Genomic DNA, 20,706 nt, shown 5'->3' on the forward strand with positions numbered 1-20,706 from the left:
CGCCGATTAGAGTCTGTTGACGTCGAGCCAAGCCGTCCACCGCCCCGTTGCCGGCTCTGCGCTCGCACGCCCTGCGCCGCATCCTCCGCCATGCATGGCGCGATCGTTCACGGTCGCGCCGCGCCGGGTGGCGTCGACAGCCCTTGAACCCCCAACCGAATTGTTTAGGAATAGCTTGATGTCCCAACCTTCCCGACTGCTTATCGTTGACGACGATCCGGATTTGCGCGAGCTGCTGAGCGACTACCTGAGCCGGCAAGGCATGGCGGTGGTCGCGGTGGGCGACGGCGAGGCGATGAACCGCATTCTGGCCGAGCAGACCTTCGACATCCTGATTCTCGACCTGATGTTGCCGGGCACCGATGGCCTGACCCTGTGCCGCGATCTGCGTTCGCGTTCCGGCATCCCCATCCTGATGCTGACCGCCCGCGGCGACGAGCTCGACCGCATCATCGGCCTGGAGATGGGCGCCGACGACTATCTGCCCAAGCCGTTCAATCCGCGCGAGCTGCTGGCCCGCGTGCGCAGCATCCTGCGCAGGGTCGAGGAGCGGCGCGACGGCAGCGCCTTGAGGGCGCTGCAATTCGCCGACTGGCGGCTGGAGCTGGGCGCGCAGCATCTGGTGGACCGCGAGGGCGTGGTGACGCCGCTGTCCGGCGGCGAATTCAAGCTGATGCAGGCACTGGCCGAGAACTCTCAGCGGGTGATGTCGCGCGATCAGTTGATGGAGGCGATGAACGGCAAGGAGGCCGGCCCCTTCGACCGCACCGTCGACGTGATGATAGGCCGGCTGCGCCGCCGCCTCGGCGACGACGCGCGCGAACCGTTGCTGATCAAGACCATACGCAGCGGCGGCTATATGCTGGCATGCGAGGTGGTGTCGGTGCGATGAGGCGCTTGCCGCGCACGCTGTACGGCCAGTTGCTGCTGACGCTGCTGACCAGCGTGCTGCTGGCCAATGTGGTCGGCATCGCGCTGGTGCTGACCGACCGCGAGCGGCTCACCCGGACATTGCGCGCCGAGTACGTGGCCCAGCATCTGGCTGACATGATCAATCTCCTGGACGAAACCGCCGCCGGCAACCGCCCGAAGCTGGCCGCCGCGCTGACTTCGCCGTCGGTCCAGGTTCTGCTCGACCACCGCTGGGTGGAGAATCGCAAGACCAGCTTGCCCGAGGCCGGCAAGCTGTGCCAGTTGATCCGATCGGATCTGAATTTCCCCTATCAGATGCAGGTGCTGTCATTCCGCGAGGACTCGCCGGAGGCGGCGGAGGATCTGCTGCGGCCGTTTCTGGCGCCGGGCCAGCATGTGTTCACGCCCGGCAATAAATTCTGGGTGCAGGCGCTGCCGAGCAAGCTCGGCGACGGCGAGGCCGAGTTCAAGATACAGATGGCCACGCTGCAGGTGCGGCTGCGCGACGGCATGGTGGCGACCTTCCGCGTCGGCCAGATCGCCTCGCCTGAGGAGACGCCGTGGCGGGTGACGGCCTGGCTGCTGCTGGTGGCGCTGGTGGTGGCGGCGGTATCGGCCTGGGCGGTGCGTCGGCTGACCCGGCCGTTGGCGCTGTTCTCGCAGGCGGCCACCGGCCTGGCGGCCGATCTGGATCGGCCGCCGTTGCCGGAAACCGGCACCCAGGAGGTGGTGAACGCGACGCGCGCCTTCAACCGCATGCAGAAGGAGCTACAGCGTTATCTGCAGACCCGCAGCCAGATGCTGGCCGGCGTATCGCACGATCTCAGGCTGCCGATCACCCGGATCCGCCTGCGCCTGGAGCAGCTGCAGGAGGGAGCGGCCCGCCAGGCGATAGAGCGGGACCTGCTGGAGATGGACCAGCTGATAGCCGACACGCTGGCCTATCTGCGCATGGGGCAGGGCAACGAGAACTGCGTGTTGTTGAACGTCGGCGCCTTGCTCGAAGGCGTGATCGAGGACGTCGAGGCGCTGGGCGCCGAAGTCATATGCCGGGCCGAGCCGGTCAAACCGTTGTATGCCCGGCCGCAGGCCCTGCGCCGTTGTATCGCCAATCTGCTGGAGAATGCCCGCCGCTACGGCGGCGCCGGCGCGATCGAGGTCAGGCTGCGCGAGCGCGACGGCGCGGTGGCCATCCAGGTGCGGGACCATGGTCCGGGAATAGCCGAGGCTGATCTGGAACGGGTGTTCGAGCCCTATGTGAGGCTGGAGGATTCGCGCGCCAAGCATACCGGCGGCAGCGGGCTGGGTCTGGCGATCGCCCGCGCCATCGCCCGCGAGCATCGCGGCGACATCGCGCTGTTCAATCATCCGCAAGGCGGTTTGTGCGCCGAGCTGCATTTTCCGGCGGAGCGCGGCAGCGGCGCCGCTTAACAATGATTGACAATCGCAAGACGGCGGTGTCTTGCCATCTAAATTGAAAGCAAATACAATCTAACAGTGAATTCTATTGTGGCCCGTTAGCTGTGGGGTTCAGAGAATTCTGGTCAAGTCTATCTTTAATAAGGTCCGCTCAGCGGGCCTTTTTTTTCGTTTTTGTTCATATAAGAAGATTAACAACTTTGTTAATGTTGGTTACGCAACAAAATAACTAGAAGTTGTTAACTTATACACAAATCACTGCTGTTGTATTTACGCACATGGTGTGTCTTTTTTACTACATGAACAGTAGCGTACACTTGCATATATCGAGGCTGGAAATTAGTATGTGATCGCTTTCTAAGACAACCTCAACAGGATGTACGAAATGAAAAAGACTCTGATTGCTCTGGCAGTAGCGACTCTGCCGGCTGCGGCTTTTGCCGATGTGACCATCTACGGCCAACTGAAGGGCGGCATCGAGAACGTTGACGCCGGCGGCGTGAACAAGACCAATGTCGACGACCTGGGCTCCCGTATCGGCTTCAAGGGCAGCGAAGACCTGGGCAACGGCCTGAAGGCCATCTGGCAGGTTGAAAGCGGCTTCGACATCGACGGCAGCAACCGTCAGGGCTACGGCTCCTTCGCCAGCCGCGAATCCTTCGTCGGCCTGGACACCGGCTTCGGCAAGGTCCGCATCGGCAACCTGTCCACCTTCAGCGACTCCAATATGAGCGTCGTGAATCCGTGGGAAAGCGCCAGCAACGCGCTGCAGCTGAATGCCTTCACCCGTGACGACGTTCGCGTGAAGAACGCCATCCGCTTCGACACCGCCAACTACAACGGCTTCCAGGCTGCCTTCCTGTACGGCACCAAAGAAGTCAAGAACGATGTAGTGCGCTCGGACGCCGCTCTGAACGAAGCTCAGCGCGAAACCTACAACCTGGGCCTGTCGTACGAGAACAGCGGTTTCTTCGGCAAGTACCAGTACATCCACCAGACCCCGATGACCCTGGTGAGCGGCGTTCAGACCCAGGCCAACGACAGCCACCGTCTGGAAGCCGGCTACAACGCCAACAATCTGCTGGTGGCCGTCGGCTACCGCAACGACCGCGGCGACAACACCGTCACCCCGCTGAGCTTCTTGTCTGGTGTCAACGTGCCGGTCGACGGCAGCAAGTACAAGTCGCAGGAATACGCGCTGACCGCCGCCTACACCATCGGCGCCTTCACGCCGAAGTTCACCTACGCCCAAGGCGCCAAGGTCAAGATTGACGGCAACACCGAGCCGGATAGCGGCTACAAGCAATACCTGCTGGGCGTGGACTACCAGATGTCCAAGCGCACCGTCGTCGGCCTGCAGTACGGCGAAGTGAAGGCCGACCAGGCCATCTTCAGCAACGTTGCCGACGGTTCCAGCGCCGGCAACAAGCTGCGTGGCGTTGGCCTGAACATGGTTCACTCGTTCTAAGCCAGCACGGCTGAAGGACACGCCGGTGCCGATGGGCTGACATCGGCGGCCGGTTCGCGAAACTGCCGCTCTCCGCGAGGAGGGCGGCAGTTTTGTTTTGCGCCGCCGGCTTGCCGGCCGGCCATCGCCGGTGTTCAATCGTCTCTTTGCGCGAAGGAAGCGAGATGTCCGGATTGCAGCGCTTGCTGGCCTCCGTCGGCGCGGCCCTGCCGTGGCTGGACGCCGAGGCCGCCCCGTGGTTCTGGTTGCGGGATCTGTCCCGCTCGATAGCGTCGGCGCGCGACGGCGCCGCCGTCGGCGACTGGATCGTCGACGGCGAGGCGCTGATCCACCGCAGCGCGGTGCTGGAGGCGGGCGCCATCGTCAAGGGCCCGGTCTGGATCGGGCCGGGCTGCCGCGTCGCCGCCCATGCCTATTTGCGAGGCGGCGTCGTCCTGTGTGCCGGCGCGACGATCGGGCCCGGCTGCGAGATCAAGACCTCCATCGTCGGGCCGGGCAGCCGGCTGGCGCATTTCAACTTCGTCGGCGATTCGGTGCTGGGCGCCGACGTCAATCTGGAGGCCGGCGCCATTCTGGCCAACCACTGGAACGAACGGGCCGACAAGCGCATACGGCTGCATGTCGACGGCGAAACGCTGCTGCCGGGCGTCGACAAGCTGGGCGCGCTGCTCGGCGATGGCGTGAGGATAGGCGCCAACGCGGTGTTGTCGCCGGGGACGGTGCTGGCGGCCGGCGCCGTGGTGCCCAGGCTGGGGCTGGTGGAGCAGGACCGGCAATGAAAAAAGCCGGCCTCTTGGGGCCGGCTTTTCGCGCGAGCGCTTGGCGGTGGCTCAGAACCACTGGCCGTAGCGCTTGATGTAGATCGTCTTCACCGTCTGCGTCAGCGCCAGGTAGCCGGCCATCGTCAGCAGCAGCCACCAGAAGTAGCTGGTGTCGAGCCGGATGAAGCCCAGCGACGAGGCGATCGGCGAGAACGGCAGATAGCAGGCGATGGCGATGGCGACGCTGGTCGACAGCAGCACCGGCAGCGACGCCGTGCTCTGCAGGAACGGGATCTTGCGGGTGCGCAGCATGTGAACCACCAGCGTCTGCGAGATCAGGCCCTCCATGAACCAGCCGGTGTTCATGATCAGCTGGCCGCCGTCGCCGCCGTGCAGATGGTAGGCGGCGCCGGCGCCGAACACCGTCCACAGCAGGATGTAGGTGGTGATGTCGAACACCGAGGACGTCGGCCCCAGCCACAGCATGAAGCGCTTGATGTTGCCGGCCTCCCACTTGCGGGGCTTCTTCAGGAAATCCGGGTCCATCTTGTCCCAGGGCAGGAACATCTGCGACAGGTCGTAGATCAGGTTCTGCAGCAGGAGCTGCATCGCCAGCATCGGCTCCCACGGCAGCCAGGCCGAGGCCACCAGCACCGAGAACACATTGCCGAAGTTGGAGCTGGCGGTCATGTTCAGATACTTCAGGATGTTGCCGAAGGTCTCGCGGCCCTTGATCACGCCTTCTTCCAGCACCATCAGGCTCTTTTCCAGCAGGATGATGTCGGCCGTCTCCTTGGCGATGTCGGCGCCGCTGTCCACCGAGATGCCGACGTCGGCGTCGCGCAGCGCCGGCGCGTCGTTGATGCCGTCGCCGAGGAAGCCCACGGTGTGGCCGCCCGCCTGCAGCGCCTTGACCACCCGGGATTTCTGCAGCGGGGTCAGCTTGGCGAAGATGGTGGTGCGCTTGACGGCCGCGCACAGCGCGACATCGTCCATCGCCTCGATTTCCTGGCCCAGCAGCGGCTTGCCCGGATTCAGGCCGACGTCGCGGCAGACCTTGGCGGTGACGATGGGATTGTCGCCGGTCAGCACCTTGACCGCGACGCCGTATTCGTTCAAGGCCTTGATCGCCGGCGCGGCCGAGTCCTTCGGCGGGTCGAGGAAGGTCAGGAAGCCGCGTACGACCAGGCCGCGCTCGTCGGCGGTCTGGTAGGCCGCCTTGCGAGCGTCCTGCGGAATATGGCGGGTCGCCACCAGCAGCACGCGGTAGCCGTCGGCGTTGAACTCCTGGCTCAGGCGCAGCAGACGGGCGCGCTCCTCGGCGTTCAGCGGGCGGACCTCGCCGTTGTCCTGGATGTGGCTGCAGACGGCCAGCATCTCCTCCACGGCGCCCTTGGATACCATCAGTTGTTGGCCGTTGTCGTCCTGTACGATGACCGACAGCCGGCGGCGCTCGAAGTCGAACGGCAGCTCGTCCACCTTGGCGTAATGCCGCAGCTTGACGCGCTCGCCGAGCGCGTCGGCATGTTCGACGATGGCGATGTCCATCAGATTCTTCATGCCGCTCTGGTGGAAGCTGTTGAGCCAGGCCAGCTGCAAGGTGGTCTCGTCCTTGCGGCCGTGGACGTCGTAGTGGTGCTCCAGGATGATCTTGTCCTGGGTCAGCGTGCCGGTCTTGTCGGTGCACAGCACGTCCATCGCGCCGAAGTTCTGCACCGAGTTCAAGCGCTTGACCACCACCTTGCGCCGCGCCATCGCCACCGCGCCCTTGGCCAGGTTGGCGGAAACGATCATCGGCAGCATTTCCGGCGTCAGGCCGACGGCCACCGCCAGCGCGAAGGTCAGCGCCGACATCCAGTCGCCCTTGGTGACGCCGTTGATCATGAACACGATGGGCACCATCACCAGCATGAAGCGGATCAGCAGCCAGGAGACGCTGTTGACGCCCTTGTCGAAGCTGGTCTCGATGCGCTTGTGGCTGACCACATTGCGCGCCAGCGAGCCGAAATAGGTGTCGGCGCCGGTCGCCACCACCACGGCGCGGGCGGTGCCGGACACCACATTGGTGCCCATGAAGCAGGCGTTGGACAGGTCGAGCAGGCCGGCGTCGCCGTCGGTCCGGCCGTCGGCGGACTTGGCGGCAACCGCGCCCAGCGTGTCGTATTTCTCGACCGGCAAGGCCTCGCCGGTCAGCACCGCCTGGCTGATGAACAGATCGCGCGATTCCAGGAGCCGCACGTCGGCCGGAATCATGTCGCCGGCCTGCAGGTGGACGATGTCGCCTACGACCAGTTCGGTCATCGGAACCTCCAGCCGCACCGGCGCGCTGGGGCCGGCAGGTCGGCGCTGCACGGTGGCGGTGTTGCGCACCAGCGATTTCAGCTTTTCCGCGGCCTTGGCCGAGCGGAATTCCTGCCAGAAGCGCAAAAGGCCGCTGACGGCGATCATCGCCGACAGGATGATGACCTTGGTCCAGTCCTGATCGTCGGGCGGCGCCATCGCGATGTCCATCACGTAGCTGATCGCGCCGAGCACGATCAGAACCATCACGAACGGGTTCTTGAAGGCCAGCATCAGCTGGACCAGCGCGTGCGGCGGCTTGTCGTGCGCCACTTCGTTGGCGCCGTACTGCTGCAGTCGCTGGGCGGCCTCGACGGCGGTCAGGCCCTCCGGCTGGCTGCGCAGGCGCTTGAAGGTTTCTTCCTGCGGTTGCAGCGCTTCGTGGGCCAGCCGGAAGGCGATCTTGTCGCCGGTCTTGCCCGGGGTGGCGATGAAGCCCCGGTTCTTGTCGCGCGGGGTGATGTGTTTGCTCATGGTGTATCTCCAGGCGCTGAGTACGGGCGTGAGCATCCCTGCCGTGAGGCATCAGCGCCGACAACGTGTCAGCTCGAAATCGAGAGAACCTTGCCGCCCGTTGGGGTGCTCTGCGCGAACGCCCCAGCGGGTGGCATCTCAGTGGACATGTGGCGGGTCTAGGTCATGCCGGCTCCTGTGTTGCGTGCGGGGGCGGGCGGCCTTGTCCCGCCCCGCGATGGAAGGGCGGTTCAGCCGGCCAGCGCCCGGTTGGCGGCCGGCGGCAAGGACAGGCAGTCCAGCTTGACGCGGATCAGCGGCAGCGTGGCCAGCCGCTGGGCGACGCCCTGCAGGAAATGCATGCAGGTTTCGGTATTGCAGCGGAAATCGGCGCAGATCAGCCAGGGCGCGAGCGTATGGCAGGTGTCGGGCTCGGCGGCTTGCGGCTGTTCCAGCCACTGCTGGATGCGCAGGCCATGCTTTTGCGCCAGCGCGCGGATTTCGCGCCTGGCCATGCCCAGCGACATCGACGGGCATAGAATGGACAGTTGATAGATTTGCCGCGGGTGTTGGCGGGTAAACGATTTTTGCATCGCGGGCTCCTCCGGTGAGGGAAGGCGCCGGCTGGCGCCGGCGGGGTTCGCGTGGCGACAGGCGGCCCGCGCGGACATGCCGGCGCGGGGCGTGTCGGGTCATGCCGCCGGCGGCATGTCCCGACGATTGCGATCAGCGGGGCGATGCGTGGTGGCGGCGAAGATCCTGCGGTCTCGGTTCGGGTTCTTCGGGCATGGTCGGGCTTTCGGTATGGCGGCAGGCGGCGGTCGGCCGTCGGTTCAGGCGATATGGGCGCGGCCGGGATGGAACATCGCGCGGTGGCCGGCCGGCGCGCCGTGCAGACGGCGGCCCCAGTGCACGCGGCGGATTTCCGGAAGCTGGCTCAGGCGCAGCGCCATCTCGTCCAGTTCCTGGCGTTGCGCCAGCGGACAGTTCAGCACTACCGACAGTTTGCATTGATCGCTGCTGCCTTCGGGGCCGATGGTGACTTGCAGCGCGCGCAGACCCAGATCGTGCATTTCCCAGAATAGCCGTTTGCGCAGCGTGGTAATCACGTCCTTGTCGCAAACGATATTCAGTCGGAAAGCGGCCGATTCATCGGAGCGGTCGCGGCGTTGGAAATATTTCAGCAGTTGGGCCAATTTCAGGGCTTGCATATTGAATCCCCCCATTATTGATTTCAGCGGGTAATAACCATCCCGTTCCGGTTTGAATCAACCGTAATCGGGATACAGCGCAGATTGAATGAGCGATAAGACGCCACGGCTGTTTCCGGCTATTCCCGATACGGGAAATCAGCCGTCCTGCGAAACATGCGTCGCATCCGCTCGCGGTTCTGGTTCTTCCGGCATCGGAACCTCCTGTGCGAAACGAAGCTAGCGCAAACAATCGGTGATATGTCGATCTGTAAGGGGGGGCATCCACGCGGCAGGCGGCCAGCGTCCGACGCGGCGCGCGCGGCAAGTGCCAAGCGGCGCTGGTGCTATGACGAGGTCGGTGCTGTGCGTGCTGGCCAGCGCTGGGCTGGCGATAAGACGCCACATCCTGGCTTTGCAGGATATGGCAGAGGGAATGGTTTCGGTCTGCTGAAATCCTGCAAGGCTATACTGCGATCGAAGATCGACTGGAACCGTCGTTGTCCACGGTTTGCCTTTGCAAAATTAATAACAATCCGACTATAAGCGAAGTTGGCTATTAAAGCAAACCGGATTGTTATTTTGTTGGAAGAGCGTGGCGAATTCGCCATTGTTTATGCGAAAGCCATTTAATTGAAATGGCGAGATCGGCGGGAATTAAAAAACGGCGCCGGGGCATGGGCGCCGGCGCCGTTTCGGAGGGGGCGGATTTACACGCCGGCTTCGTGAGCCTGCACGTCGGCGTGGTAGCTGGAGCGCACCATCGCGCCGACCGCCGCGTGGACGAAGCCCATTTCATAGGCCTTTTCCTCGAACATCTTGAACGTGTCCGGGTGGACATAGCGCAATACCGGCAAGTGGCCGTCGGACGGCTGCAGGTACTGGCCTATCGTCAGCATGTCCACATCGTGGGCGCGCAGATCGCGCATCACTTCGAGGATCTCCTCATCGGTCTCGCCCAGGCCGACCATCAGGCCGGACTTGGTGCGGACTTCGGGATTCTTCGCCTTGTAGTCCTTCAGCAGCTGCAGCGAATGGGCGTAGTCGGCGCCGGGTCGGGCCTGCTTGTACAGGCGCGGCACCGTTTCCAGATTGTGGTTCATCACGTCCGGCGGCGTCTGGGTCAGGATGTCGACGGCGATGTCCAGCCGGCCGCGGAAGTCGGGCACCAGCGTCTCGATCTGGGTGGCCGGCGACATTTCGCGCACCGCGCGGATGCAGTCGGCGAAGTGCTGGGCACCGCCGTCGCGCAGGTCGTCGCGGTCCACCGAGGTGACGACCACGTATTTCAGCCGCATCGCCGCCACGCTCTCGGCCAGATGCCTGGGTTCGTTCGGGTCCAGCGGATTCGGGCGGCCGTGGCCGACGTCGCAGAACGGGCAGCGGCGCGTGCAGATGTCGCCCATGATCATGAAGGTGGCCGTGCCCTTGCTGAAGCACTCGCCGATATTGGGGCAGGTGGCCTCTTCGCACACGGTGTGCAGCTTCTGCTCGCGCAGGATCTGCTTGATCTCGTGGAAGCGCTGGCCGTTGGGCAGCTTGGCGCGGATCCATTCCGGCTTTTTCAGCTTTTCTTCCAGCGGCACGATCTTGATCGGGATGCGGGCGGTCTTGGCCGCGCCCTTGTGCTTCACCCCGGCCTGGTTGTCCGGCTTCATGCGGTCTCCTTGCTTGTGCTCAGGTGGCGTTCCAGGTGCGGCAGCAGCTTGTCGGCGGCTTCGGCGACCGTGAGGTTCACGCCCAGATTCTTCATTTGGGTCACCTTGAGGTTGGCGTAGCCGCAAGGGTTGATCCAGCTAAATGGAGTCAGGTCCATGTCCACGTTCAGGCTCAGGCCGTGATAGGTGGCGCCGTTCTTGATGCGCAGTCCCAGCGAGGCGATCTTGGCGCCGTCCACGTAGACGCCGGGGGCGTTCACGTCGCCATAGGCGGCGATGCCCTGTTCGGCCAGCATGTCTATGATGGCCTGCTCGATGTGGCGCACCAGCTCGCGCACCGCGACGCGCATGCGCTTGAAGTCCACCAGCAGGTAGACCACCAGCTGGCCGGGGCCGTGATAGGTGATCTGGCCGCCGCGGTCGGTCTTCACCACCGGCACATCGTTCTGCTGCAACAGGTGTTCCGGCTTGCCGGCCAGCCCCTGGGTGAATACCGGCGGGTGCTCGACCACCCACAGCTCGTCCGGCGTGTCCGCCGCGCGGTTGTCGGCGAAGGCCTGCATGGCGCGCCAGGTCGGCTCGTAATCGACCCGGCCCAGATGTTTGATGATGCGTGGCACCTGAACTCCCGGCGTTTTTAAAGAACCATCTTGACCATCGGGTGGCCGGTCAGCGACAGGTAGATATCGTCCAGTTGCTGGCGCGAAGTGGCGGTGACGGTGACGGTCAGCGCATAGAAGCGGCCGCCGGAACTTTCGCGCAGCACCACGTCGACCTCGGCGAGATCGGGGGCGTTGATGCGGACCACTTCGGTGAGGATGGCGACGAACTCGTCGTGCCGCTCGCCCATGATCTTGATCGGGAAGCGACAGGGAAATTCAAGCAGTTCCTGTTTTTCGTCGGACATGTCTAGCTACTCTAATGCAATTACAAAACAACGGGCCGCGGACAAGCCGCGGCGCCGCATGGTTTCTCCGGGGGAGGGTGTTTACTTCCAGCCCAGCATCAGCTTCAGGCTGTCCCACAGGCGGCTGAAGAAGTTGCCCTCGTCCACGGCTTTCAATGCTACCACCGGACGCTCCAGCAGTGGCTTTCCATCGAGAGACACGGTCAGCTTGCCGACCACCTGGCCGGCCTTGATCGGCGCGATCAGCGGCTGCATCGTGCTCATGTCGGCTTTCAGCTTGGCGGCCTGGCCCTTGGCCACGGTGGCGAACACGTCGCTGGCGAAACCCACCGACACGGTCTTGCTGTTGCCTTTATATACGGAAACGTCCGATACGCGGGTATTGGCTGCATAAAGTTTGGGCGTATCGAAGAATTGCAAGCCGTAGTTCAGCAGCTTCGAACTTTCCACCGCGCGGGCTTCCGGGCTGGCGGTGCCGACGACGACGGAGATCACGCGGCGGCCGTCGCGGTGGCTGGACGTCACCATATTGTAGCCGGCGCTGTCGGTATAGCCGGTCTTCATGCCGTCGACGTTGGGGTCGCGGTACAGCAGCAGGTTGCGATTGGGCTGCTTGATATTGTTGTAGGTGAACGACTTCATCGAGTAGATCGGGTAGAACTCGGGGTAGTCGCGGATCAGCGCGGCGGCCAGGATGCCCAGATCGTGTACCGTGGTGTAGTGGCCCTCGTGCGGCAGGCCGGTGGCGTTCTTGAACTGGGTGTTCTTCATGCCCAGTTTCTGAGCCTGCTGCGTCATCATCTGCGCGAACACGTCTTCGCTGCCGGCGATGGCTTCGGCCAGCGTCACGCAGGCGTCGTTGCCGGACTGCACGATCATGCCCTTGATCAGATCGTCTACCTTGGCCGGGACCTTGGGATCGAGGAACATCCGCGAGCCCTCGGTCTTCCAGCCGCGCTGCGACACGGTCAGCGTCTGATCCAGCGACAGGCGCTTTTCCTTCAGCGCCTTGAAGGTCAGGTAGGCGGTCATCAGTTTGGTCAGCGAGGCCGGTTCGATGCGGGCGTCCGGATCGCGGGCGGCCAGCAGCTGCTGGCTGTTGTAATCGAGCAGGTAATAGGCCTTGCCGGCGATTTCCGGCACCGGCGGGGTGAAGGCGGTATTGGCGAAACTGACGGACGGCAGGGCCAGCGCGGCGGCCAGCAGGGCTGTGGTGAATTTTTTCATTTTGGCGGGACTTGCTTCAAAGAGGTCGCAAACAGTAGCGGTTGATTATACACACAGTGGCCGGCGCCGTTGCCGGAAATGACCTGTCCGACATCCGGCATATTGCAATGCAGCAACGTTTGCGCGCCGGGCCTCCCGCAGGCTTGGAGTTCCTGCTACTCTGGCAGTTCAAAACAAGAAACTATCAGGGACTTAAGGCATCGCCATGAGCAAGAAGCAAGACTATCTGGAACGCATCCTCACTTCGCGGGTATACGACGTCGCCATCGAAACGCCGCTGGAACTGGCGCCGAATCTGTCGCGGCGCTACCGCAACAACATCCTTCTCAAGCGCGAGGACCTGCAGCCGGTGTTCTCGTTCAAGCTGCGCGGGGCCTACAACAAGATGGCCAAGCTGTCGCCCGAACAGCGCGCGCGCGGCGTGATCACCGCCAGCGCCGGCAACCACGCGCAGGGCGTGGCGCTGGCCGCCTGCAAGCTGGCTTGCGAAGCGGTGATCGTGATGCCGGTCACCACGCCGCAGATCAAGATAGACGCGGTGAGGCAGCGCGGCGGCCAGGTGGTGCTGTCGGGCGACTCGTTCAACGAGGCCTACCTGCACGCAGTGGAATTGGCGGAAGAGAGCGGCCGCACCTATATTCCGCCGTTCGACGATCCGGACGTGATCGCCGGCCAGGGGACGGTAGGCATGGAGATCCTGCGCCAGCACCCGGACGATCTGGACGCGGTCTTCGTCGCCATCGGCGGCGGCGGTCTGGCGGCCGGCGTGGCCAGCTTCATCAAGCGCTTGAAGCCCGAGATCAAGATCATAGGCGTGCAGCCGGTCGATTCCGATGCGATGCGCCAGTCGATAGAGAAGGGCGAGCGAGTCGAATTGAAGGATGTCGGGCTGTTCGCCGACGGCGTGGCGGTCAAGCTGGTCGGCGAGGAGACGTTCCGCATCTGCCGCGAGCTGCTGGACGAGATCATCCTGGTCGATTCCGACGCGATCTGCGCGGCGATCAAGGACATCTTCGAGGACACCCGTTCCATCGTCGAGCCGGCCGGCGCGCTGGCGGTGGCCGGCGCCAAGGCCTATGTCGAGCGCGAGGGCTGCGAGGGACAGTCGCTGGTGGCGATCTCCTGCGGCGCCAATATGAACTTCGACCGCTTGCGTCATGTGTCGGAGCGTTCCGAGCTCGGCGAGCGGCGCGAGGCCATCATCGCCGTCACCATCCCGGAGAAGCCCGGCAGCTTCAAGCGCTTCTGTTCGGTGATAGGCGGGCGCAATATCACCGAGTTCAACTACCGCTTCGCCGACCCCAGCGTCGCCCATGTCTTCGTCGGTGTGCAGATAGCCGGCAAGGACGATGTCGAGAGGCTGCTCGGAGATCTGCGCGCGGCGGACCTGGACGGCATTGACCTGACCGACAACGAGCTGGCCAAGCTGCATATCCGCCACCTGGTCGGCGGCCACGCGCCGCAGCTGAAGGACGAGCGGGTGCTGCGCTTCGAATTCCCGGACCGGCCCGGCGCGCTGATGCGCTTCCTCGAGGCGATGCGCACCGACTGGAACATCAGCCTGTTCCACTACCGCAACCACGGCGCCGACTACGGCCGGGTGCTGGTCGGCATCCAGGTGCCGCCCGGCGACGCGCAGGCCTTCCAGCAGTTCCTCGACACGCTCGGGTATCCTTATATAGAGGAAACCGACAATCCGGCTTATCGACTGTTTCTTGGCAAGACCATCCGTTGATGGTGCAATGTCGGTCTCATTTCCCAAACCGGTAGAGTAGGAATCATGATCAAGGCAGTATTGTTCGACTTGGACGGCACGCTGGCCGACACCGCCCGCGACCTGGGCGCGGCGTTGAACCGCCTGTTGGCGGAGGAGGGGCTGCCGCCGCAGCCGTACGAGGCGATACGGCCGGTTGCCAGCCATGGCGCGCGCGGCCTGGTCCAGCTCGGTTTCGGCGCCGGTCTCGACGCCGAGCGGATGGAGGCGCTGCGAGTGCGTTTCATGGATCTCTACGATGCCAATCTGGCGGTGGATACCACGCTGTTCGACGGCGTCAACGAGCTGATCTCCGAGTTGGACAAGCGCGGCCTGGCCTGGGGCATCATCACCAACAAGTCGATGCGCTTCACCGACCGTCTGGTGCCGTGGCTGCCCTTCGCCGTGCCGCCGGCGGTTACGGTCAGCGGCGATACCGTCGGCGTCGCCAAGCCCGATCCGCGTCCGATGCTGCACGCGACAGGCCAGATCGGTATCGCGCCCGAACATTGCATCTATGTCGGAGACGCGGAGCGGGACATCCAGGCCGGCCGCAATGTCGGCATGAAGACGGTGCTGGTCAACTGGGGCTATTTCTCGGCCCAGGACAAGCCTGAGCAGTGGGGCGCCGATGTCGACATCGACCACCCGCTGCAATTGCTCGATCATCTGTAGGGCGGAGTTAAGGGCGCCCGTGACGGGCCGGCGGCGACGCCGGCCTGTCGGTTTTCGGCCGTTGCGGCCGATTCCGGGCGGTGGGCATCAGCTTTCTTGCGGCCGTCTGTAAATACCCCTCGTTCATATCTCCTGTCGGATCAGTGGCTTGTCCGCGCGGCGGCACTCCGGCGATGAATTTTCCTGATTTTTCGTGCGGAAAGTGTTGACGCAGGTCGGGCTGGGACGTATAGTTCGCCTCCTCAGCTGACGCAGCGAACGAAACGACGGGAACGAAACGGTTCCCGATGAAGACGACGCGGCGATCGGCACCGCTCTTTAACAGAACGAATAACCGATAGGTGTAAGTGCTTGGCGAAAGCCGACACTTGCACTGCAAGAGATAGGAAATACCAGTTATTTCTTTGAACTTGCGTGCCAGAAAATTGCTATGAGATTGAACTGAAGAGTTTGATCCTGGCTCAGATTGAACGCTGGCGGCATGCTTTACACATGCAAGTCGAACGGTAACAGGGTGCTTGCACCGCTGACGAGTGGCGAACGGGTGAGTAATGCATCGGAATGTACCGTGTAATGGGGGATAGCTCGGCGAAAGCCGGATTAATACCGCATACGCCCTGAGGGGGAAAGTGGGGGACCGTAAGGCCTCACGTTATACGAGCAGCCGATGTCTGATTAGCTAGTTGGGGAGGTAAAGGCTCACCAAGGCGACGATCAGTAGCGGGTCTGAGAGGATGATCCGCCACACTGGGACTGAGACACGGCCCAGACTCCTACGGGAGGCAGCAGTGGGGAATTTTGGACAATGGGCGCAAGCCTGATCCAGCCATGCCGCGTGTCTGAAGAAGGCCTTCGGGTTGTAAAGGACTTTTGTCAGGGAGGAAATCCCCAGGGTTAATACCCTTGGGGGATGACAGTACCTGAAGAATAAGCACCGGCTAACTACGTGCCAGCAGCCGCGGTAATACGTAGGGTGCGAGCGTTAATCGGAATTACTGGGCGTAAAGCGTGCGCAGGCGGTTGTGCAAGTCTGATGTGAAAGCCCCGGGCTCAACCTGGGAACGGCATTGGAGACTGCACGACTAGAGTGCGTCAGAGGGGGGTAGAATTCCACGTGTAGCAGTGAAATGCGTAGAGATGTGGAGGAATACCGATGGCGAAGGCAGCCCCCTGGGATGACACTGACGCTCATGCACGAAAGCGTGGGGAGCAAACAGGATTAGATACCCTGGTAGTCCACGCCCTAAACGATGTCAATTAGCTGTTGGGGGTTTGAATCCTTGGTAGCGTAGCTAACGCGTGAAATTGACCGCCTGGGGAGTACGGCCGCAAGGTTAAAACTCAAAGGAATTGACGGGGACCCGCACAAGCGGTGGATGATGTGGATTAATTCGATGCAACGCGAAAAACCTTACCTGCTCTTGACATGTACGGAACTTGCCAGAGATGGCTTGGTGCCCGAAAGGGAGCCGTAACACAGGTGCTGCATGGCTGTCGTCAGCTCGTGTCGTGAGATGTTGGGTTAAGTCCCGCAACGAGCGCAACCCTTGTCATTAGTTGCCATCATTTAGTTGGGCACTCTAATGAGACTGCCGGTGACAAACCGGAGGAAGGTGGGGATGACGTCAAGTCCTCATGGCCCTTATGAGCAGGGCTTCACACGTCATACAATGGTCGGTACAGAGGGTTGCCAAGCCGCGAGGTGGAGCTAATCTCAGAAAACCGATCGTAGTCCGGATCGCACTCTGCAACTCGAGTGCGTGAAGTCGGAATCGCTAGTAATCGCAGATCAGCATGCTGCGGTGAATACGTTCCCGGGTCTTGTACACACCGCCCGTCACACCATGGGAGTGAGTTTCACCAGAAGTGGGTAGGCTAACCGCAAGGAGGCCGCTTACCACGGTGGGATTCATGACTGGGGTGAAGTCGTAACAAGGTAGCCGTAGGGGAACCTGCGGCTGGATCACCTCCTTTCTAGAGAATGGCGATTGCCAAGTACTTACAGCCTATCGGTTATTCAAGTTAAGGGCATTTTGATGAAAACCGGCGCGACTCTGCGTTGGAAAGCTCCTCGTGTACTGGATGTACACGTCGTCGCCTTCCGCCTTGATTCGCTTGGTTTTGATCAAAATGAAGTTGTGGATGCCACGACTTCATAAGTCAACTGGGTTTGTAGCTCAGCTGGTTAGAGCACTGTGTTGATAACGCAGGGGTCGTAGGTTCGAGTCCTACCAGACCCACCAGTTACACTCTGGGTGTTCTGATGAGCACTACAGAAAGCCATTTTTGTGCCAGGCAAGGCGCGAGGGCGCGACGTGTACAGATGTACACGAGCGACGGAGCAACGCAGCATGGGACAAAAAGAGGGGGATTAGCTCAGTTGGGAGAGCACCTGCTTTGCAAGCAGGGGGTCGTCGGTTCGATCCCGTCATCCTCCACCATACGCCGCAAACAAAATCGAATTGAAAAGTTTGATTCTGTTTGCGTTGTTGAAACGCCCGATCTTTAACAAACTGAAGAAGCCGAATATATAAGACGGCGAGACAAACAGCAGGAGTTAACTCTTCTGTTGAATGAATCGTCATCTTGGGTATTTGATTGTATCTAAGGCTGCGGCGCCATATCAAAAGGGGCGGTGCAGTCGTCGCACAAACACTCTCTGTCGTTTTGGTGATCTAGGTTACTGAAATGATAGGGTCAAGCGACTAAGTGCATCTGGTGGATGCCTTGGCGATCACAGGCGATGAAGGACGTGTAAGCCTGCGAAAAGCGCGGGGGAGCTGGCAATAGAGCTTTGATCCCGCGATGTCCGAATGGGGAAACCCCTCCGCAAGGAGATCCCTGACTGAATCCATAGGTCAGTGGAGGCGAACCGAGTGAACTGAAACATCTAAGTAACTCGAGGAATAGAAATCAACCGAGATTCCGTAAGTAGTGGCGAGCGAACGCGGAACAGCCTGTATGTGTTATGAGTTGCGTTAGTGGAATGGAATGGAAAGTCCAGCCGTAGTGGGTGATAGCCCCGTACACGAAAACGCATCGCAAGAACTAGGCATACGAGAAGTAGGGCGGGACACGCGAAATCCTGTCTGAAGATGGGGGGACCATCCTCCAAGGCTAAATACTCGTGATCGACCGATAGTGAACCAGTACCGTGAGGGAAAGGCGAAAAGAACCCCGGGAGGGGAGTGAAATAGAACCTGAAACCGGATGCATACAAACAGTGGGAGCGGACTTGTTCCGTGACTGCGTACCTTTTGTATAATGGGTCAGCGACTTACGTTCAGTAGCAAGCTTAACCGAATAGGGGAGGCGTAGGGAAACCGAGTCCGAATAGGGCGATTGAGTTGCTGGGCGTAGACCCGAAACCGAGTGATCTATCCATGGCCAGGATGAAGGTGCGGTAACACGCACTGGAGGTCCGAACCCACTAGTGTTGCAAAACTAGGGGATGAGCTGTGGATAGGGGTGAAAGGCTAAACAAACTCGGAGATAGCTGGTTCTCCCCGAAAACTATTTAGGTAGTGCCTCATGTATCACTTCCGGGGGTAAAGCACTGTTATGGCTAGGGGGTCATTGCGATTTACCAAACCATGGCAAACTCTGAATACCGGAAAGTGCGAGCATGGGAGACAGACGGTGGGTGCTAACGTCCATCGTCAAGAGGGAAACAACCCAGACCGCCAGCTAAGGTCCCAAATGATCAGTTAAGTGGTAAACGAAGTGGGAAGGCCTAGACAGCCAGGATGTTGGCTTAGAAGCAGCCATCATTTAAAGAAAGCGTAATAGCTCACTGGTCGAGTCGTCCTGCGCGGAAGATGTAACGGGGCTCAAACTGATAACCGAAGCTGCGGATGCACAGTTTACTGTGCGTGGTAGGGGAGCGTTCTGTAGGTCTGTGAAGGTGTCTCGTAAGGGATGCTGGAGATATCAGAAGTGCGAATGCTGACATGAGTAGCGATAAAGCGGGTGAAAAGCCCGCTCGCCGAAAGCCCAAGGTTTCCTACGCAACGTTCATCGGCGTAGGGTGAGTCGGCCCCTAAGGCGAGGCTGAAAAGCGTAGTCGATGGGAAACGGGTTAAAATTCCCGTACTTTTATGTAGTGCGATGTGGGGACGGAGAAGGTTAGGTCAGCAGACGGTTGGAAGTGTCTGTTCAAGCCGGTAGGCTGGAGAGGTAGGCAAATCCGCCTCTCCTTAAGGCCGAGACGTGATAACGAGGGTCTACGGACCTGAAGTGACTGATACCACGCTTCCAGGAAAAGCCACTAAGCTTCAGCTACATAAGAACCGTACCGCAAACCGACACAGGTGGGCAGGATGAGAATTCTAAGGCGCTTGAGAGAACTCAGGAGAAGGAACTCGGCAAATTGATACCGTAACTTCGGGAGAAGGTATGCCTGTTGAGGTGTAGGACTTCGCGTCTGAAGCTTTGACAGGTCGCAGAGAATCGGTGGCTGCGACTGTTTAACAAAAACACAGCACTGTGCCAACACGAAAGTGGACGTATACGGTGTGACGCCTGCCCGGTGCCGGAAGGTTAAGTGATGGGGTGCAAGCTCTTGATCGAAGCCCCGGTAAACGGCGGCCGTAACTATAACGGTCCTAAGGTAGCGAAATTCCTTGTCGGGTAAGTTCCGACCCGCACGAATGGCGTAACGATGGCCACACTGTCTCCTCCTGAGACTCAGCGAAGTTGAAGTGTTTGTGAAGATGCAATCTCCCCGCTGCTAGACGGAAAGACCCCGTGAACCTTTACTGTAGCTTTGCATTGGACTTTGAACAGACTTGTGTAGGATAGGTGGGAGGCTTTGAAGCTGAGACGCTAGTTTCAGTGGAGCCGACCTTGAAATACCACCCTGGTGTGTTTGAGGTTCTAACCTTGGTCCGTGATCCGGATTGGGGACAGTGCATGGTAGGCAGTTTGACTGGGGCGGTCTCCTCCCAAAGTGTAACGGAGGAGTTCGAAGGTTACCTAGGTACGGTCGGAAATCGTGCTGATAGTGCAATGGCAAAAGGTAGCTTAACTGCGAGACCGACAAGTCGAGCAGGTGCGAAAGCAGGACATAGTGATCCGGTGGTTCTGAATGGAAGGGCCATCGCTCAACGGATAAAAGGTACTCCGGGGATAACAGGCTGATACCGCCCAAGAGTTCACATCGACGGCGGTGTTTGGCACCTCGATGTCGGCTCATCACATCCTGGGGCTGTAGCCGGTCCCAAGGGTATGGCTGTTCGCCATTTAAAGTGGTACGTGAGCTGGGTTCAAAACGTCGTGAGACAGTTTGGTCCCTATCTGCAGTGGGCGTTGGAAGTTTGACGGGGGCTGCTCCTAGTACGAGAGGACCGGAGTGGACGAACCTCTGGTGTACCGGTTGTCACGCCAGTGGCATCGCCGGGTAGCTAAGTTCGGAAGAGATAACCGCTGAAAGCATCTAAGCGGGAAACTTGCCTGAAGATGAGACTTCCCTGGAGGCTTGACCTCCCTGAAGAGTCGTTCGAGACCAGGACGTTGATAGGTCGGGTGTGGAAGCGCTGTGAGGCGTGAAGCTAACCGATACTAATTGCTCGTGAGGCTTGATCCTATCATTTGAGTGGCTTGGGATAGCGTGCGAATCTGAGATTCGTTCAGCAGCCGAGACGCGAGATAGAGTGTGTGTGCGACACAATTGAATACCGAATATTCGAGAATCAGGGCGATGTTCTGATTCAGGCTTCTTGAGTTTGTACCAGTTTATGTCTGGTGGCCATAGCGAGGTGGTCCCACGCCTTCCCATCCCGAACAGGACCGTGAAACGCCTTAGCGCCGATGATAGTGTGGCATTCGCCATGTGAAAGTAGGACACCGCCAGACGCCCAATAACGAAGCCCAGCTCAGACGAGCTGGGCTTTGTGCATTGGTGGGCCGCGCCGCGCCCCAAACACAAGCCCCGCCGGGTATCCG

13 protein-coding genes, 2 tRNA genes and 3 rRNA genes are annotated in these 20,706 nt (G+C 60.9%); 11 read left to right on the forward strand and 7 right to left on the reverse strand.

The annotated features are described in order from the left end of the window. Positions 1 to 178: 178 nt before the first annotated feature. The 4 genes from WNM05_RS08835 to WNM05_RS08850 all read left to right on the forward strand — a co-directional run bounded on the left by WNM05_RS08835 (position 179) and on the right by WNM05_RS08850 (position 4,578). A complete protein-coding gene (locus WNM05_RS08835; protein ID WP_434634247.1) occupies positions 179 to 892 on the forward strand; it encodes a response regulator in 714 nt (237 codons plus the stop codon). Then, entirely contained in the window at positions 889 to 2,343 is a 1,455-nt protein-coding gene (locus WNM05_RS08840; RefSeq protein ID WP_434634248.1) for an ATP-binding protein, read from the forward strand. The genes WNM05_RS08835 and WNM05_RS08840 overlap by 4 nt, the downstream gene beginning before the upstream one ends. A 373-nt stretch (positions 2,344 to 2,716) precedes the next feature. Continuing rightward, complete coding sequence (locus WNM05_RS08845) at positions 2,717 to 3,799, forward strand: porin (protein ID WP_434634250.1); 1,083 nt, start codon at positions 2,717 to 2,719, stop codon at positions 3,797 to 3,799. A 164-nt stretch (positions 3,800 to 3,963) separates the two neighbouring features. Next, a complete protein-coding gene (locus WNM05_RS08850) occupies positions 3,964 to 4,578 on the forward strand; it encodes an LpxA family transferase (RefSeq protein WP_434634251.1) in 615 nt (204 codons plus the stop codon). A 51-nt stretch (positions 4,579 to 4,629) separates the two neighbouring features. Here the strand turns inward: WNM05_RS08850 and mgtA are convergent, their stop codons facing one another. The 7 genes from mgtA to WNM05_RS08885 all read right to left on the reverse strand — a co-directional run bounded on the left by mgtA (position 4,630) and on the right by WNM05_RS08885 (position 12,335). Beyond that, a complete protein-coding gene (gene mgtA / locus WNM05_RS08855) occupies positions 4,630 to 7,374 on the reverse strand; it encodes a magnesium-translocating P-type ATPase (protein WP_434634253.1) in 2,745 nt (914 codons plus the stop codon). Positions 7,375 to 7,604: 230 nt separating this feature from the next. Continuing rightward, a complete protein-coding gene (locus tag WNM05_RS08860) occupies positions 7,605 to 7,946 on the reverse strand; it encodes a hypothetical protein (protein ID WP_434634254.1) in 342 nt (113 codons plus the stop codon). A 240-nt stretch (positions 7,947 to 8,186) separates the two neighbouring features. Next, positions 8,187 to 8,564, reverse strand: coding sequence for a hypothetical protein (locus tag WNM05_RS08865; protein ID WP_434634255.1), 378 nt, complete (start codon positions 8,562 to 8,564; stop codon positions 8,187 to 8,189). Positions 8,565 to 9,253: 689 nt separating this feature from the next. Next, entirely contained in the window at positions 9,254 to 10,201 is a 948-nt protein-coding gene (lipA, locus tag WNM05_RS08870; RefSeq protein ID WP_434634257.1) for a lipoyl synthase, read from the reverse strand. Beyond that, positions 10,198 to 10,821: a lipoyl(octanoyl) transferase LipB gene (gene lipB / locus WNM05_RS08875; protein WP_434634259.1), complete on the reverse strand. Its 624-nt coding sequence runs from the start codon at positions 10,819 to 10,821 to the stop codon at positions 10,198 to 10,200. The genes lipA and lipB overlap by 4 nt, the downstream gene beginning before the upstream one ends. Before the next feature lie 17 nt (positions 10,822 to 10,838). Beyond that, positions 10,839 to 11,108 carry a YbeD family protein gene (locus tag WNM05_RS08880; protein ID WP_434634261.1) on the reverse strand — a complete coding sequence of 90 codons (270 nt, stop codon included), beginning with the start codon at positions 11,106 to 11,108 and terminating at the stop codon, positions 10,839 to 10,841. An 81-nt stretch (positions 11,109 to 11,189) separates the two neighbouring features. After that, on the reverse strand, positions 11,190 to 12,335 hold the full coding sequence (locus tag WNM05_RS08885) for a D-alanyl-D-alanine carboxypeptidase family protein (protein ID WP_434634263.1): 1,146 nt from the start codon (positions 12,333 to 12,335) through the stop codon (positions 11,190 to 11,192). Between the two features lie 205 nt (positions 12,336 to 12,540). On the opposite strand from WNM05_RS08885, the gene ilvA reads away from it, so the two are divergent. The 7 genes from ilvA to rrf all read left to right on the forward strand — a co-directional run bounded on the left by ilvA (position 12,541) and on the right by rrf (position 20,616). Then, the gene (ilvA, locus tag WNM05_RS08890) at positions 12,541 to 14,070 is read left to right on the forward strand and encodes a threonine ammonia-lyase, biosynthetic (protein WP_434634265.1); all 1,530 of its coding nucleotides are present in this window, start codon (positions 12,541 to 12,543) and stop codon (positions 14,068 to 14,070) included. Positions 14,071 to 14,115: 45 nt separating this feature from the next. After that, on the forward strand, positions 14,116 to 14,763 hold the full coding sequence (locus tag WNM05_RS08895) for an HAD family hydrolase (RefSeq protein ID WP_434634268.1): 648 nt from the start codon (positions 14,116 to 14,118) through the stop codon (positions 14,761 to 14,763). A gap of 438 nt (positions 14,764 to 15,201) precedes the next feature. Further along, a 16S ribosomal RNA gene (locus WNM05_RS08900) occupies positions 15,202 to 16,737 on the forward strand. A gap of 192 nt (positions 16,738 to 16,929) precedes the next feature. Beyond that, a tRNA-Ile gene (locus tag WNM05_RS08905) sits at positions 16,930 to 17,006 on the forward strand. Positions 17,007 to 17,128: 122 nt separating this feature from the next. Then, positions 17,129 to 17,204: transfer RNA gene (locus WNM05_RS08910), tRNA-Ala, on the forward strand. A gap of 254 nt (positions 17,205 to 17,458) precedes the next feature. Continuing rightward, positions 17,459 to 20,347 (forward strand): 23S ribosomal RNA (locus WNM05_RS08915). Positions 20,348 to 20,501: 154 nt separating this feature from the next. Beyond that, a 5S ribosomal RNA gene (rrf, locus tag WNM05_RS08920) occupies positions 20,502 to 20,616 on the forward strand. Together the 16S, 23S and 5S rRNA genes with 2 tRNA genes alongside form the textbook arrangement of a ribosomal RNA operon. The last annotated feature ends 90 nt before the right edge of the window (positions 20,617 to 20,706 follow it).

It is taken from the genome of Chromobacterium sp. CV08 (genome assembly GCF_051129845.1).
GTDB lineage: Bacteria > Pseudomonadota > Gammaproteobacteria > Burkholderiales > Chromobacteriaceae > Chromobacterium.